At 68.6% G+C, this 13,681-nt stretch carries 21 protein-coding genes; 5 read left to right on the forward strand and 16 right to left on the reverse strand.

Annotation, left to right across the window (positions count from 1 at the left end):
• Positions 1 to 7: 7 nt before the first annotated feature.
• The 4 genes from STRAU_RS30080 to STRAU_RS30095 all read right to left on the reverse strand — a co-directional run bounded on the left by STRAU_RS30080 (position 8) and on the right by STRAU_RS30095 (position 3,569).
• Entirely contained in the window at positions 8 to 397 is a 390-nt protein-coding gene (locus STRAU_RS30080) for a head decoration protein (RefSeq protein WP_016644192.1), read from the reverse strand.
• 150 nt (positions 398 to 547) lie between these two features.
• Entirely contained in the window at positions 548 to 1,183 is a 636-nt protein-coding gene (locus tag STRAU_RS30085; protein WP_016644193.1) for a hypothetical protein, read from the reverse strand.
• A gap of 60 nt (positions 1,184 to 1,243) precedes the next feature.
• Positions 1,244 to 2,047 (reverse strand): hypothetical protein, encoded by an 804-nt coding sequence (locus STRAU_RS30090; protein WP_016644194.1) that lies wholly within the window; start codon positions 2,045 to 2,047, stop codon positions 1,244 to 1,246.
• On the reverse strand, positions 2,040 to 3,569 hold the full coding sequence (locus STRAU_RS30095; protein WP_259300021.1) for a phage portal protein: 1,530 nt from the start codon (positions 3,567 to 3,569) through the stop codon (positions 2,040 to 2,042). Before STRAU_RS30095 ends, STRAU_RS30090 begins: the two co-directional genes overlap by 8 nt.
• A 95-nt stretch (positions 3,570 to 3,664) precedes the next feature.
• Between STRAU_RS30095 and STRAU_RS42575 the strand changes: the two genes are divergently transcribed.
• Positions 3,665 to 4,180, forward strand: coding sequence for a hypothetical protein (locus STRAU_RS42575; protein WP_158692157.1), 516 nt, complete (start codon positions 3,665 to 3,667; stop codon positions 4,178 to 4,180).
• Positions 4,181 to 4,208: 28 nt separating this feature from the next.
• On the opposite strand, the gene STRAU_RS30100 is transcribed toward STRAU_RS42575, so the two are convergent.
• Entirely contained in the window at positions 4,209 to 5,867 is a 1,659-nt protein-coding gene (locus STRAU_RS30100) for a hypothetical protein (RefSeq protein WP_016644197.1), read from the reverse strand.
• A gap of 14 nt (positions 5,868 to 5,881) precedes the next feature.
• On the reverse strand, positions 5,882 to 6,370 hold the full coding sequence (locus STRAU_RS30105) for a phage terminase small subunit (RefSeq protein WP_037662861.1): 489 nt from the start codon (positions 6,368 to 6,370) through the stop codon (positions 5,882 to 5,884).
• Positions 6,371 to 6,424: 54 nt separating this feature from the next.
• Between STRAU_RS30105 and STRAU_RS42580 the strand changes: the two genes are divergently transcribed.
• On the forward strand, positions 6,425 to 7,093 hold the full coding sequence (locus STRAU_RS42580) for a hypothetical protein (protein WP_158692158.1): 669 nt from the start codon (positions 6,425 to 6,427) through the stop codon (positions 7,091 to 7,093).
• On the opposite strand, the gene STRAU_RS30110 is transcribed toward STRAU_RS42580, so the two are convergent.
• The 8 genes from STRAU_RS30110 to STRAU_RS30145 form a co-directional block, all read right to left on the reverse strand.
• Positions 7,020 to 7,607 (reverse strand): hypothetical protein, encoded by a 588-nt coding sequence (locus tag STRAU_RS30110; protein WP_016644199.1) that lies wholly within the window; start codon positions 7,605 to 7,607, stop codon positions 7,020 to 7,022. The genes STRAU_RS42580 and STRAU_RS30110 overlap by 74 nt on opposite strands.
• Positions 7,608 to 7,900: 293 nt before the next feature.
• The gene (locus STRAU_RS30115) at positions 7,901 to 8,203 is read right to left on the reverse strand and encodes an HNH endonuclease (protein ID WP_037662863.1); all 303 of its coding nucleotides are present in this window, start codon (positions 8,201 to 8,203) and stop codon (positions 7,901 to 7,903) included.
• A complete protein-coding gene (locus STRAU_RS30120; protein ID WP_016644200.1) occupies positions 8,200 to 8,478 on the reverse strand; it encodes a hypothetical protein in 279 nt (92 codons plus the stop codon). The genes STRAU_RS30115 and STRAU_RS30120 overlap by 4 nt, the downstream gene beginning before the upstream one ends.
• A 73-nt stretch (positions 8,479 to 8,551) precedes the next feature.
• Positions 8,552 to 8,926 (reverse strand): hypothetical protein, encoded by a 375-nt coding sequence (locus STRAU_RS30125; RefSeq protein ID WP_016644201.1) that lies wholly within the window; start codon positions 8,924 to 8,926, stop codon positions 8,552 to 8,554.
• Between the two features lie 313 nt (positions 8,927 to 9,239).
• Positions 9,240 to 9,494 (reverse strand): hypothetical protein, encoded by a 255-nt coding sequence (locus STRAU_RS30130; protein WP_016644202.1) that lies wholly within the window; start codon positions 9,492 to 9,494, stop codon positions 9,240 to 9,242.
• A gap of 260 nt (positions 9,495 to 9,754) precedes the next feature.
• Entirely contained in the window at positions 9,755 to 9,958 is a 204-nt protein-coding gene (locus STRAU_RS30135; RefSeq protein WP_016644203.1) for a hypothetical protein, read from the reverse strand.
• Between the two features lie 4 nt (positions 9,959 to 9,962).
• Positions 9,963 to 10,160, reverse strand: coding sequence for a hypothetical protein (locus tag STRAU_RS30140; protein WP_016644204.1), 198 nt, complete (start codon positions 10,158 to 10,160; stop codon positions 9,963 to 9,965).
• Between the two features lie 151 nt (positions 10,161 to 10,311).
• Positions 10,312 to 10,557 (reverse strand): hypothetical protein, encoded by a 246-nt coding sequence (locus tag STRAU_RS30145; RefSeq protein ID WP_016644205.1) that lies wholly within the window; start codon positions 10,555 to 10,557, stop codon positions 10,312 to 10,314.
• A gap of 113 nt (positions 10,558 to 10,670) precedes the next feature.
• Between STRAU_RS30145 and STRAU_RS30150 the strand changes: the two genes are divergently transcribed.
• Positions 10,671 to 10,925 (forward strand): RNA recognition motif domain-containing protein, encoded by a 255-nt coding sequence (locus STRAU_RS30150; protein WP_037662865.1) that lies wholly within the window; start codon positions 10,671 to 10,673, stop codon positions 10,923 to 10,925.
• A gap of 59 nt (positions 10,926 to 10,984) precedes the next feature.
• On the opposite strand, the gene STRAU_RS39305 is transcribed toward STRAU_RS30150, so the two are convergent.
• Positions 10,985 to 12,196 carry a DUF2637 domain-containing protein gene (locus STRAU_RS39305; protein ID WP_016644207.1) on the reverse strand — a complete coding sequence of 404 codons (1,212 nt, stop codon included), beginning with the start codon at positions 12,194 to 12,196 and terminating at the stop codon, positions 10,985 to 10,987.
• Positions 12,197 to 12,343: 147 nt separating this feature from the next.
• On the opposite strand from STRAU_RS39305, the gene STRAU_RS30160 reads away from it, so the two are divergent.
• Together STRAU_RS30160 and STRAU_RS30165 are read left to right on the forward strand one after the other, a co-directional pair.
• On the forward strand, positions 12,344 to 12,607 hold the full coding sequence (locus tag STRAU_RS30160) for a helix-turn-helix transcriptional regulator (protein ID WP_203227480.1): 264 nt from the start codon (positions 12,344 to 12,346) through the stop codon (positions 12,605 to 12,607).
• 100 nt (positions 12,608 to 12,707) lie between these two features.
• A complete protein-coding gene (locus STRAU_RS30165) occupies positions 12,708 to 12,923 on the forward strand; it encodes a hypothetical protein (protein ID WP_037662867.1) in 216 nt (71 codons plus the stop codon).
• A gap of 52 nt (positions 12,924 to 12,975) precedes the next feature.
• Here STRAU_RS30165 and tpx read toward each other — a convergent pair whose 3' ends face one another.
• Complete coding sequence (tpx, locus tag STRAU_RS30170) at positions 12,976 to 13,479, reverse strand: thiol peroxidase (RefSeq protein ID WP_037662870.1); 504 nt, start codon at positions 13,477 to 13,479, stop codon at positions 12,976 to 12,978.
• Positions 13,480 to 13,681 lie beyond the last annotated feature (202 nt).

Consider the following 13,681-nt stretch of genomic DNA (forward strand, 5'->3'; position numbering starts at 1 on the left):
AGTCCTCTCAGACGAACCGGATCGAGCCGGCGACGTCGGTCCTACCGGCGGCATCGACCGCAACGGGCAGCCGCGACTCGCGCACCTTGCCGTGCGTGAGCAGCGCGGCCGCCGGATCGCGGGTGTTGTCGGTCGGTGCCTTGACCGCGGCGAACAGGAACCCGACGAGGGTCTGCCTGCCGTCGGTCGCGGTGTCGCTGTACGGCCCGTACTTCCCGCCCGCCGTGATGCGGCCGAGCGGAATGCCGCTCTTGAAGTACCCCGCGGGGTAGTGGGTTGCCGGGGTGAACGTGCTCGTGTCGAGAGCGATCGTCTCGGTCGCGTCCGTGCCGTGCGCGGACCCGAGCCACGACTGATCGTCAGACCCGAACTGCTCGGTGGTCTGAGCAAGAATCATGGTCAATTCCTTCGGTGTCAGCTCTTGTCGGCGCCCTTGCCGAGCAGCGTCGCGTACAGGTCGCGGCCGGCAGCCACGCCGCCGCCCGAGCCCTTGCCGCTGCCCTTGCGGGCGCCCTGGTCGAATCCGCGGCCGCGGCGACGGCGCGTGTCACGCCCGTCGCGGTCGTCGTCCTCGTCGTTCTTGTCCTTGCCGGACTTCGGGGCGAGCCGGTCGGGCGAGCCGGTCGACGAGCTCGGCGATCCCGTCCTCGTCGACTTCGCCCTCGTCGTCGACGTACCGGCGCAGGTTGACGTCGTCGGCGACGTCCTTCGCGTTGTCGAGACGTCCCTTCGCCGCGGCGAGGAACGCCGAACGGGCGACCCGCTCGCCGGACTTCACGCGCTCTTCGGCGCGGGCCGCGGCGACCGCCTCGTCGACCTTCTGGTCGGCCTCGCTCATGCCCTCGCGCTTGATCTTCGCGAGTTCCTTCGCCGCGCCGGCGTTGGCCTTCGCGCGTCCCTCGTGCTTCTTCGCGAGCGCGCGCCACTTCTCGGCCTCGGCCTGGTGATCGGTCTTGTCGTCGCCCTTGTCGGCGTCGTCGTCCTGGTCGCCGTCGGTGTCGTCGTCCGTGTCGGAGTCGTCGCCGTCGTCGTCCTGGTCGCCGATGTCATCCGGAGCACCGCCGAGGACAGGCCACACCGGGTACAGCTCGGCCGGGTCCTCGCCCTGGTGCGGGCGGGCCTTGCGCCACCCGAGGGCGAGCTGCCCGGTACGGGCATGGCGGGGCAGAGTGCGCGTGCGCATGGTGGTGTCTCCCGTGTCGGGTTAGGGGGTGAGCCTGAACGCGCCGTGTCGGCGCGGGCATCACGAGCCGGCGATGTCGCCCGGCCCGGTGAACTCGTGGCGTGCCACTGCGAGCAGCGGCCCGTACTCGCCGTGTTGGCGAGTGATGATGACCTCGCGGTAGTCGGGTGCGCGGCCGCCCGCATCCGAGGCGCCGACACCCTTCGCGACGGCAGCGTGCGCCTCGCGCAGCAGCGTCTCGTCGATGATCTGCCCGGGATCCTTGTTGCCGACGATCGGCTCGGGCTTGCAGTTGCAGCCCGGATGGATCGGCATGAGGTTCTCGACCCGGTACCGCTGCGTCGAGGCGATCGTGCACAGCGCGCAGTTCCCCGGACCGCGCAGCGCGCGCCGGAAGAACTTCACGCCGCCCCGCTGCATGGACTGCCGGGCGGCGTGGGTGCGGGCGAGCTGCAGGTCGGTCTCGGTGATCGACAGCAGCCGCGTACGCCCTTCGGCGACCGCCTGCGCATACGCCTTGCCCTGCGCGAGCGCGGTCCACGTGGTGACGAACGGGCGCGTGTACACCTCGTCGGGCGGCACCCCGCGCAGCGCCTCGTCGAGGGCGACGCCGGTCGGCGCCGCGGCGCCGCCGAGCATGTCCGCGATCATCGCCGACAGGTACGCGTCGGTGATCTGCCCCATCTGCGCCTGCGCCGCGAGCACGGTCGGCAGCACTTGCTCGATGAACGCTGCGGCGTCGCCGTCGCGGTGACCTCCGAGCGAGTCGAACGCGTCGAGGACGAACTGAATCACGCGCGAACGCAGTGACGTTGACAGGGCGTCGTACCGGTCGGTGAGCGCGGTCTGCAGTGCCTCACCCACCCGTCGCCTCCTCGTCGTCGGGTTGGTTGCCCGCGGTCGGCGCCGGGTTGGCGGGCAGCAGCGAGGCGGCGAGCAGCTTCTCGGCCGCAGCGCCTGCGGTGATGCGGCGTACGCGTTGCGGCGACTCGCCGAGATCCTCGGCGATGACGTCGAGCGGATAGCCGATGCTCGCCAACTTCGTTGCGGCGTCCGCCTGGACGGCCGGACTCAGGTACTGCGGGTTGGTCCAACGCACGGTGGCGTCGGTGTAGTCCTCGGGCACGCCCGCCTGCGCTGCGGCGAGGCTCATCACGTCTTCGAGCCCTTCGCCGAACGACGCGATGTGCTCGCGCACCTTCGCCACATGCAGCAGATCGAGGGCGCTCACGGTGTCCGCCGAGATGTTGATGAGGTCGCCCGCGTAGTAGTACGCGGGGGTCTGCGACAAGATCAGCATGTCGCGCACGTCGGATTCGTGCTCCTTCATGAACCCCGACAGGTCACTCGCCGCGAGCTGCCCGAACTGCGCGTTCTCGCCCTCGCTCGCCCACACCACGGACGGCCCCGGAACAAACGGCTGCTCGACCGTGACGAGCCCGGTCACGGGGTCCTTGCGCTTCGCGAACTTGTGCCCCTTGATCCACTTCTGCGGGAAGCCTGAGTTCCGGCTCGCCGCCATGCGGTTCAAGATGCCCATGTTCACGCGGTCTTGGATGTCGAGCACACCCGCGAACTCGGGCTCGGGCTCCTCGCCAAGGTCGGGCATCCGCGGGAACTCGACGAGCGGCAGCCCGCCGAGATCGTGCGGCTCGCCCTCGTCGCTCTCCCCAATGTACTCCCACGAGTCCGGGCCCCACGGCAGTCGTCGCGCGCCGCATACCTCGGTCGTGCGGTACGGGAACGAGCGGTCGTCGTACAGCACGCGCGCATAGCCGTAGCCGTCGATCTCGTTGTGAAATGTCTTGAGCCCGACGTACGGCTCGCCGGTCTCCGGGTCGCACTCGACGATGCACTCGCGGGGATGTTCCGGAGTGATCAGGGGCGACGGGCGCCCGTTGGCCTCGGTGCGGGTCGGATGCGGGCCGACGAGCATGTACCCGACGCTCTGCGTCATCGCGACCCGCCATACGAGCTTCTGTCGCGAGTCGAGCCGGTTCGCCTGCCACCAACGGGCGGCGAGCTCGTCGGGCTCGCCATCCGGGCCGGTCACGCCGAGCGCGAGCAGCCGGTGCACCGTAGCCCCCGCGATCAGACCGCAGAAGTTCGTGCGCGCCTTGCGCTGGAAGTCGATGAACGCTTGCTCGACGTTGCGCGGCAGCTCGGGCAGATCTGGCTTACCGCGGTAGTAACGCCACCACTCGTCGAGCTGCCCGTTCCGCTTGCGCAGCTTCCGGCCGAGCCGCAGCAACCACCAGTCAGGAGAGTCGACCTCTTGGTCGAGCATGGCATCTCCTTTCTCGAAAGGGGCCAGATGGGCACAGCTCTTGGGCATGATGGTCGTCGGCAGCGAAGCAAGGGGGCCGCGGCGGTGGGTCAGTGACAACGCCAGATCACGGGGACTCCGGGGACCCGGATAGTGATCGCCCCAACCCGCCACCACCTGAGCCTGATTCGCAGATCCGGGTGCATCGCTGGCAGGTGATCACAGCACTCATTGCAGCGGTGGCAACGATCATCGCCGCTCTGATCACCGGCCTGTTGGCGAACGGAAGCGGGGGAGAGAGCCCGCCACCAGCGGCCCAGCCACCCCAGAGCGTGAGGAACTCGGTTGGCATTACCTCGTTCACAGAGTCCCCGGCGCCGCCGCATGGCAAGACGTACGTCTTCACCGGGACTGCAGCGAGCTTCCGCTCGGGGATGGCGGTATACGTCATCACCCGCAATCCAGCGGGTGATTCCTCGGACGAGGAGCAGTCCAAGGGCGGGGATGCGTGGCTCGTGTCGCCGAAGGCCGACATCCTGCAGGGCGGCCGCTGGAAGGTGACATGGAAGCTCAAGAAGCCGCCCCCAAGAGGTGAGTGGACAGCCGTACTCGTTTCGCCCTCGGGGTTCGACGAGCATGACTCGAATGCCCATTGGACGTACGACGTTCCGGCACTGCGAACTCACGGGGTGCTGTCTGACAAGGTGGCCGCTTCGGGAAAGACGAAATAGAGCATCGGGCGTAACGCACTCCCACAGCTCAAAACGTTCCGCCCCACATCTCGGCCTCTTCGACCGCGACGCCCTTCGCGATCGCGTCGAGGCGGCACTGCCACGCCAAAACAGCGGCGACCGCGGCGTCAATCTTGTTCGGAGAGTCGGGGTGTGCCTTGGCGATCTGCATGCCCGATCGGCTCGGCCGGCGACGGGCGTTGCACAGATGCCGCACGAGCGCCGACGAGCCGTCGTGCGTCAACTCGCCTTCGGTAAAAGCGGTGTGGAATTTGTCCAGCGCCCGCACGATCAGCACGCTGCGGCCGCCGGTCATCCACCACTCGATCGGGTGCTGCCGGGTCGCCTGCACCTGCAGGCGCGGCCCGTACGCGGCTTCCCAATCGGCCACGTGCGATTCCCACTTGGCGGGGTCGGCGTAGAACCCGACGACGTCGTACGTCGCGAACGCCTCGACCACAGCGGCGAGCACCTCGACGGCCGGTACCTGCCACCCCTCGCCCGCCTTGCCAAGCGGCTGTTCCCACACACGGATGGTGAACAGGTGCCCGTCGGACAGACGGCAGCCGATCAGCGCCGTCGCGTCGGTGATCTTGCGGTTCCGCTTCCGCGAGCCATCGAACCCGAGCACGATGCGCTCGCCCGGTTCGACGACCTTGCCGAGGTCGGAGGCCGCACGCACCTCGGGCTCGGTCAGCCACGCATCCGACGCGTGCGTGATCTGGTTCAGGAAGTCGGCCCGCAGATCCTGCGGGTCGTTCGAGGTGTCCCAGAAAGCGCCCGTGATCCCCTCGATCGGCGACCAGCCGGGCCCGCACGGCGGGTCGTGCAGCACGCACCCGTCGGGGTGATCGCTGCTGTCGCCGTACGCGTACCGCAACCCCTCGACGAGCGACGCCTCGTCGGTCATGTCCGTGTCGGGCGGCGCCTCACGGTGGTCGACGAGGATGCCCCGCGCCCGCGACCGGCCGTCGATGATCGCCTGATAGTCGGCCGCCGACTGCTCGGCGACGCTGCCCTCGCCCGGCGTGAACGCGTTCGGGGTCTCGATGATCGACCCGCCGAGCTTGGTCGCGTTGAACCGCAGCGTCTTCGCGAGCCTGCGGCCGCCGTTCGCTTCCTTCCATTCCTCGGTCTGGTCGAGGCTCGCGAAACAGGCGGGGTCACCCTTCACCGAGGTCGCCGACGAGGTGATCGGGGAGATCTCACCGCGCGGCAGATAGATCACGGTGTCGAGGACGTCGAGCCCGTAGTCGGTCGACAGCGACCCGCCCCGCGCCATCTCCAGAAGCGGTATCCACGTGTTGTCGGTCTGCTGCTCGGTCACCGCGGCGATACGCACGAGCGGCGTCCGCAGCGAGTGCCACGGCCGACCGACCGGCTCGCCGTCGGCGTCGAACCCGTCCGCGACGACGTCGGCGCACGCCTCGGCGAGCGCGATCGCCCCGACGAACGGCGACTTGCCCCACCCGCGCGGCCGCGAGAGCAGCGCCCGGTGAATGACCCGCTTGCCGGTGACCGGGTGCACCTCGTAGAACCCGAGCAGAAACTCGGCTTGCTCCTGCGTCGGCAGGAACGGGGCGCCATCGTCCCGGCCGGGCTGCGCGAGGTTCTGCATCATCCAGTCGAGGACGTACCAACCGAGCGTCGGCCGCTCACCCTCGAACTCCGGGCCGCGCCACGGCATGACGCCCCCTCGCGCTACGTGCTCTTGCCCTGGTCGCTCTTCCCGCCCGGCAGCGACCGCAGATTCCCGTACCGCTCACGCGCGGACGGACCGCCCGAGCGGCCGCTGCCCCCGTCGGCGCCGTCCGCCTCGGCGAACACCATGCGCAGCCGGGCCCGGTCCGCCGGCGTCGCACCGAACGCCGCTACCCGCAGCCGCAGCTCGCCCGCGGCCGAGAGATCGCCGCGCCACAGCCGGGCGTGAATCAGGGCGGTGTCGAGCAGGTACTGCCAGTCGGACGACCCGAAGTGGTCCGACAGCGGGCTGTCGATCCACATCTGCCACCACTCGCGCGTTCGCTCGGGCCACACAAACTCGACGAGCTCGCCGTCGCGCTCGATCCGGAAGTCGGGCAGCTCGGGCGCCTCGGCCCGCTCCCACCTGAGAACTGTCTGCGGGATCGCGTCCTTGTTGCGCCGCGCCTTGCGCCCCTCGGGCTTCGGCGCCGGGCCCATGCCTGCCATGGCCGTACCTCCAATCAGCGCACATGCCGCCAACGCCCTAAGTAGGGTGCAACCGTGGATCTTCAGGGGGTTTCGGGTCTTTGGACCGCCGGATCATTCCTGCTCGGCCAAGCAGTGATCTTCGGCGGCTTGTTGATCAACAATCGTGCGCAAGCACGTCGGGAACGGCTCGCGCGAGACGCCGAGCGGACACGCGCCCTCGCCGACCGCCGCGAGACCTTCGAGCTCACGCACCTTCAAGACCTGCACGGTGCGCTGTCTGAACTACTGCTCGTGGCCGAGGACAACATCAAGGCATGGTGTTGGTGGCATCGTCTTGGCAGTAGCAGACCGACGCGGGCACTGTCGCAGGAGGAGATAGACCGGCGCCGGGCCGAGGTCGAGACCGAGGCAACAGCGCTCGACGAGTCCGCACGGGCTCACAGCGAGAACGTCAATCGGCTCGCGGGGCTGGTGATCCCTGACGGGCTGCGCCGCAAGGTCGTACGCGCCCGCGGATTGTATGAACAACTTGAGTGGCTGCTGACAGAGGACGGACCGGACGCTGCAGAGTCAGCGTTGACCGACGCTGTCGACCGGTTGCATGCAGCTCAACGTGCCGTCGCGGAGCGCATTCGAGAGATCTACGTGTCACATGAACCGGTCACGGCTACACCACCGAGTCGATTACGTGCTGTAGGTCGCCGAGGCGCTGTGGCGTGCCGCCGAACGTCCGCCCCGTGACCGCGATGTACCGGCCGGTGCCGTACAGCTCGACCGAGCCGCCGCCGACCGTGATGCGCCTGCCGTGCGGCAACGCGCCAAACCCCCAGACATGCAGCCCATCGCCGCCCTGCGACACCTCGACCCACGTCGAGCCGTTGACCGCGTCGAGCATGTTGCGCGCCCAGCCCGCGATCGCGCCCTCGTGGTCGAGGCAGTGATCGAGGTCGAGGCAGACGACGCCGTCACCGTTGAGGACGAACCCGAGCCCGGCGCCCGCCGTCGACTTCGCGGCGTCCCGGTATGTCGACCAGGACGCGGGGTCGGTGCTGCTCGCGACGTCGCCGCCGACCGTGACCGGGACCTTCCGCGCGGTGCGCCGGACCCACCGGGGCCGGGCCGTGAGCTCGGCCGGGATCGCGCGGGCTGCTCGGTGAGCAGCAGCTCGGCACGCAGGCTTGCAGAACCGCGCGTGCCGCCGGGCCGTGATCGGCATCGGCTCGTCGCAGTGCTCGCAGCGGGGCGTCGTCGGCATGTCCCCAGGATATCGCGGCGTACGCTTTTAGTGCCCTGACCTGCATGTATCAAGTTCGCATCGGGAATGCGGCAGGCTGAGAGGCGATCTGCGGTCCCTCAACCGCGCGCCATCAAATCAGCCTGCCGCATCCCTGCCCGCCGCCCTGCGGGCCGCCCACGCCCCGCAGCGTGGCTGATTTCCCCAGACCCGTACAGAACTTCGGCCACAGCACCTCCCGAGCCCTCGATGGGGCGGGGAGGGGGAGTCACCCCCCAGGGGCAGCGGCCGCATTCGGGTCGAGTTCTTCGGGATCAAAACAGCCCGGGGTGACGCTCTTTCGGCCGCTGCCTGCGTACCGCCCACCGTGCCGCGTTGCCCTGCCGTGAGCTCTTGCGTCCGTGGCAGTCCTCGCACAGCGCTTGCAGGTTCTCGGGCCGGTGGTCATCACGGTCGCCGATGTGGTCGACCTGATTCGCCGGACGGGCGCAGAGTGCGCCGTCGATGACCTCCTGGCATCGGTTCTTATCGCGCGTGAGGACGAACGGGCGCAGCTCCGTGTACCAGTTGGCTGGCAGCTCGGCCTTTCGTGTGCTGCCTTGCCACCCGCCGCTCATCCGTCGTCGTCCTGGTCGAGCTGCTCGTCGTCCTGGTCGAGCTGCTCGTCGAGGTCGGGTTCGTCGTCCTGGTCGGCGCGCTCGGTTGCGCTGTCGAGAGCGACGCCGTCGAGGTGCCGACCAAACCCGAACGCCCCTCTGCTCGTGCTCGGTTCGGTCTGCATCGCGTCGAGCAGTCGTCGAGCTGTGCGTTCCGCCTGCCGCAGCAGCGCGGGGTCGCTGCCCTTCGCGGTGATGTCGACCTCGCGTGTCCCGTCGGTGAGGCGTACGCGCATGGGCGGTGACCTCCTGCCGGGGGAGCGGCGGAGGGTACGCCGCGTGGGGGGTGTGCGGCGTACCCCGGTGTAGCTATGCGGTGATGCCGGTGGCCTCGCCGTTGACGAGGGTGGCGAACACTCGGGCCTGCGGTTCCTTCTTCGCTGGCACGGGGTAGAGGATCACGCCCTCGTCATGCTCAACCGTGATGTACAGCTTCTGCTCGTCCTTCTTGAGCCACAGGGCGAAGATCCCCGTCAGCGCGACCCGCGTCGCCGTGATGCGCTTGCGGGCGGTCTCGCCGAGCTCGATCGTCACCTTCGATCCCTCGACGGGGATCGGCGCCTGTCCGGCCTGGTGGAACTTGCTCCCGATGACGGTCACGCCGGTCGCTGCGCCGGCTGCACGTATGCGGCCGAGGTGTTTCGCGGCGGCCTTTTCCTCGTCGGTCTTCTTCCTGCCGAACATGAGACGTGCCCCTTCGTGCGGTTCTGGGTGAACTCCCATGGTGCCGCGTGGGACTGACGGTCGGACAGATGTTGGTGTTACGCGCGGGGCGGTCAGCAAACCCGCCATGGCTTGTAGTGACCCCGCCCCGCGCGAGTCGGGTGCCGCCGCCCCGGGGGGAGTTGGGGCGGCGGCGTGCCGGTCGACGGTGGGGTGTGCCGACCGGCATTGGGGGGAACGCAAACGCCCCCGCGGTGGGCGGGGGCGTCGGGTGGATTCTGTGTCCGGGCATGGCGGACTTGCCGTCAAGAGTGCGACACGTGATCGTTCGGCGTCAAGTTCCTGGGGGTGTCGGCTCGTCGACGAGGTGTCCGCCGACCGCCTGCCCGTCGCGGACGAGCAGCGTCAACGGGCGGGGCACGTCGTGCTCTTCGAGCCCGCCGTCGGGGACGGCCGGGCCACCGAAGCGGCTGCGGGTGCTGCCTTCGTTGGGGTAGCCCCATACCCACTTGGGGTGATCGGAGCGCACGCGGATGTCGCCGGGTCGCCACGTGGCGTCGAGACTGGTGATCTTGTGCGCGTCGGTCATGGCGTCATCTTGCCGTTCGGGGCTGACAGCGGGCGGGCAGAGAGGTAGTTCGCGGCGTGCGCCGCCCACTACCGGTAGACGATCTCTCTACCCGCCACCCCCCAGATAAAGGGAGAGGAGGGGGACGCGCGCGCGTGAGTCCCGAGGGCGTCCTCCGGGGACACGGCGCGATGACCTGCGTACTCGCCGGAGAACCGCGAACGATTCGGCGAAGATTCTCGTTCGATTCGTCGTCGATTCGCGCGCGAAATGCTCGCAGATCATGCCTCGTCGACCGCGTCCTCGGCCGGGCTCCGGTCGGCGACCGCGATGTTCAACTGCTGCAACTTTCCTCCGAACGACAAACGGCCCTGCGGGATGTCACTGCCACTCGCACCCGCCGCTCGTGCGTCGGCGACGAACGCCGCGATCTCGTCGAGCGTCATGAACTTGTCCGCGGGTACGTGCTCGATCTTCTTTGCCACGGGGTCAGTCCTCGCTCACGTTTCGGTACGTGCCGTTTCGATCGTGTGCTTCGAGCGCTTCGGTCAAGGTGATCTGCCCGCTCTCGTGCGCTCGCTCGATCCCTTCCGCCTCGGCCTCGAAACACGACTCGCAGTCGCCGCATTCCTCTTCCGGCGTGACGGCGTCACAGTCGGGCGCGAAACCTTCGGGAGCTGTGCTCATCGCTGTCTCTCCTTCGTGCGGCCCAATCTCAGGGCCCGGCTCGATAACCTCGCCCCTACACCGCGGTGGGCACCATTTGCGTTCCGCTGTCGACGGATGCACAAACTTGATGCCTTTGTGGCCAGTGGGGCACTCAAGTACCCCACCGGCGTTAGCCCTTGCGTGCGTCGTCGAGGAGCGCAGCGAGGTCGCGCACCCCGCGGGCGCCGCCCGGGTAGTCGATGCCCGCCGTCTGCAGCGCCTCGTTCACGGCGTCGAGTTCGGTGCGGAGTCGGGCGAGTTCCGCGTCGCGCGCCTCGGGGGCGCGCAGCGCGTCGACGACGCGAATGAACAGCTCGACGTTCTCGTCGGCGATGCCGAGCCGGTCGGCAGCATCGTCGGGGGTGAGTCTGGACATGGCCGGTTGTCCTCCGCCTTCAGTGGTTGACTTCGTCGGTGAGGTTTGGCCCCACTCCGCAAGGGGGCAGTCTCGCCCGGTTGGCAATCGGACCAGGCAAGAGAGGGAACGGTATGAACAAGAGACTCTATGTCGGGGGTCTGAGCTACTCAGTCGACGATGACGGGTTGAGGGAGCTCTTCGAGCGGTGCGGAGAGGTCAGCTTCGTCAAGGTGATCCGCGACCAGTCAGGGCAGAGTAAGGGCTTCGGGCATGTGGAGATGTCCACTCCCGAGGAAGCCCGGGCGGCAATTGAAGAACTGGACGGCGCCCTCCACGAGCGGCGGACGATCACAGTCTCCGAGGCCAGCGCAGGACAGCGCCGGTAGCCGACAGGGTCGCTGAGGTGGTGCGTGCCGGCGCGGGGAACAGAGCGCGGCGGGCCTCTCTACAGGTAGGGCCCGTTCGGCTCGCGCCTCGGGAGCGCCTGGACGACCTTCGGCTTCCTCGCGTCGCGCGAGTTGACCGTGCGTACGTACCCATCGGTCGTCTCGAAACCGCGCCGCACCATCTGCGCAGCCACCTGCGGGGCGGTCAGGTTCGGCAGCGCCGCACGGATGCACCGCACCGCACCGGCCTTCGACCGTCCCTCGCCCGCGAGCGCCTTGTCGACGATCTGCTCGATCGGGCTTGGGCCGATACCGCTCTGCTGATCTGCGAAGTTGGGCGTCGGGTCGACAGGCGGCCCGGGCGGCGGGGGCGGGGTGGAGGCCGCGGGGAGTGCTTCCGGCTGCTGCACGGTGATGACGAGGTGATGCGGTGCGGGCGTCTCACTGTGGGGCGGCGGTGCATCGGCGCGTGCCACGGTGTAGCCGGTCGAGCGGGGCACGCGGTCGAGGACGATCGCGACGTCGAGTTCGGTCACGTCTTGCCCGTACTGCCGCAGCACCTCGGCGAGCTGCGCCGGGGTGAGTTCGGGCCGCGACTCGTGCCCGATCCGAATTGCCTTGGTCGGGGGGAGACCGGCGAGCTCGGAGGCGAGCAGTTCAGCCGGCTTGCGTGGCCCGGTGGCGGGCTCGTCCTCGCCCTTGTCGTCGGCGCCGGTCACGTGCGCGACGGCGCGGCGTTTGGTCGCCTCCCATGCCTGTTCGCCAGCGAGCAGCCACCCGAGCCATCCGAACACCGGCCACCGCATCGGGTGTTCGCCGCGGGCGACGCGGTGCCGGGCGCGGGTCGCGGCCCACGACTGGTCGAAGAGCAGCAGCAGGCCGGCGGTGGGGGCGGCGAACATCAGGGTCGCTCCGACGCCCCCGCCGATGTGCTCGGCGTGCAGGTGGTTCAAGTACATGGAGATCGCGGCCTGCAGCAGGGTGACGAGCCGGGGGCCGAGGGCGCTGCGCCCTTCGCGGACCGCTTCGCTCGCGAGGTACAGGCAGGCGAGGGCGATGCCGTCGAAGCACGCGGCGACGAGGCCGGCGAGCAGCTTGGGCACGCCGTACATGTCGTGTGCGACGACGTACAGCGACCAGGCGACGATCCCGGCCGCGGCCGGCGCGATGATGCCGATACCGATGCGGTACCCGAGCCGGTCTGTTACCCGGCCTCGTCGTGGCCGCTGATCAGGATTGATGGCCGGGTGTTCCCGGCTAGGATTCTTCACGGATCTGCCCTGTCTCTTAGCGGAAGGCGGGCGGGTCCACCCCGGCTCAATGGCGTCTCCAGCGCCGGGCCGGGGCTTTTCCGTATGGGGGTACAGCTAAGAGGCGACCTCTTTACATTGTCAAGAGGTCTAGGGAATGATGCCGACGTGCCAGAAGAGCCGACGACACCGCCGAAGAGCGGCGATGACCTCTTGTCGATCGCACAGATCTGCACCGACTACGGGGTGAGCCGGCAGACACTGCACAACCGGCGGGCCGACCCGAAGGGCGAGTTCCCCAAGGGCGTCATCGAGCCCGGCAGCACGCGGCCGAGGTTCCGCCGCGGCGACCTGGACGCGTATTTCGGGAAGCATCCCGTCACCCCCGGCCGTCGCACCGACCTCGAATCCAAGGGGGACGCGCAGGGGTGACCCGCCTCGGCGGGCCCGTCGGGGCGGAAGGCGCGTGAGCGCGCCACAGCCCGCAGGCGCTCGGAATGCGGAGGCGCGGCGGGCGGCTGACCCTGGTGACATGGCCGATGCGCCGATAGTCGTACACCGCCCTTCCCCGACCGGCGGGCGGCGGGTGACCGCGCGCGGGCAGATTCTCGGACTCGCGCACAGTGATGAGGATCTGGTCGAGTTCCTGCGGCGCGCGGGGATCGAGGACGCGGGTCCGCTGCTCGACAATCCGCGGGCGGTCACATGGCGAGGCGGCAGGGCCCACGAGTACGAGGCCAAACGATAGCGACGGCCCGCCACCGGTAGGCCGATGGCGGGCTAAGCATGTGCAAGAGGGATTACTTCAGAACAGCCAAGGCCGCATCGTAGTTGGGTTCTTCGGTGATCTCATCTACCAGCTCCGAGTGCAGGACTCGGTCGTCACTGTCCAGTACAACGACAGCCCTGGTAGCCAAACCGGCCAGCGGGCCCGTGTTGATCAGCACGCCGTAGGTCTCATTGAACTCGGGGTTACGGAACGTGGACATGGTGACCACGTTGTCCAGGCCCTCCGCCCCGCAGAATCGCGATTGTGCGAACGGCAAGTCCGAGGAGATGCACAGCACTACGGTGTTGTCCAGGCCGCCTGCCAGCTCATTGAACTTCCGTATGGAGGCGGCGCAGACATCGGTGTCGAGGCTGGGGAAGATGTTCAGGACCTTGCGTTGCCTGACGAAATGATCCAGGCCGACGGGTGACAAGTCCTTGTCGACGAGCGTGAAGGACGGGGCTCTGTCACCTACCATCGGCTGTTGGCCAGCTACTTGGACAGGGTTTCCCTTGAAGTGCACCGTCGTACTCATCAGTTCTCCTGAAGGTAGGTTCCTGCAAAACCCTGTGATCATACCGTCGCAGTCAGCTACATCCTGCGCGGCCCCCTAGCAAGTGGGGCTCGCCCCCTGATCAGCAGCGGAATAGTGCACAGCCGGAACACGCCCCCTTCACCAGTCGCTTAGGGCCTATGATCAGCGCGAAGCGCCCCGCCACTTCCCTTGGCGGGGCGCT

Source organism: Streptomyces aurantiacus JA 4570, from assembly GCF_000414115.1.
Classification (GTDB): domain Bacteria; phylum Actinomycetota; class Actinomycetes; order Streptomycetales; family Streptomycetaceae; genus Streptomyces; species Streptomyces aurantiacus_A.